Annotated in this window: 1 protein-coding gene; it reads left to right on the forward strand. The window is 82.1% G+C overall.

Features of this window, described 5'->3' with window-relative positions; translation table 11 throughout:
- Nucleotides 1-285, forward strand: a 285-nt coding sequence (locus E9549_RS22970; protein WP_236828908.1) for a hypothetical protein, incomplete at both ends; no start/stop codon positions are given.

A 285-nucleotide genomic window follows, 5' to 3' on the forward strand; every position in this document is an offset into this window, starting at 1 on the left:
GCCACCGCTCGGCGGTCAGCTCCGCCGGCCGGGTCGTGGGTGGCAGGCCCTCCTGGCGGAGCCAGCGGACGCCGGCCGTCCCGGGCAGCTGCGCCCGCACCGCGCTGCCCGAGGGCGAGGCCGCGGCGTTCGACCGGCTGACCCACGCCGTCCTCGCCTCGCCGTCCGCCCCGCTGGGCGCCCTGCTGCGGGCGCAGCTGCCCGGGACGGCCGGCGTCCGCTGGCTCCGCCAGGAGGGCCTGCCACCCACGACCCGGCCGGCGGAGCTGACCGCCGAGCGGTGGC

The sequence above is a fragment of the Blastococcus sp. MG754426 genome, assembly GCF_021699055.1.
GTDB lineage: Bacteria > Actinomycetota > Actinomycetes > Mycobacteriales > Geodermatophilaceae > Blastococcus.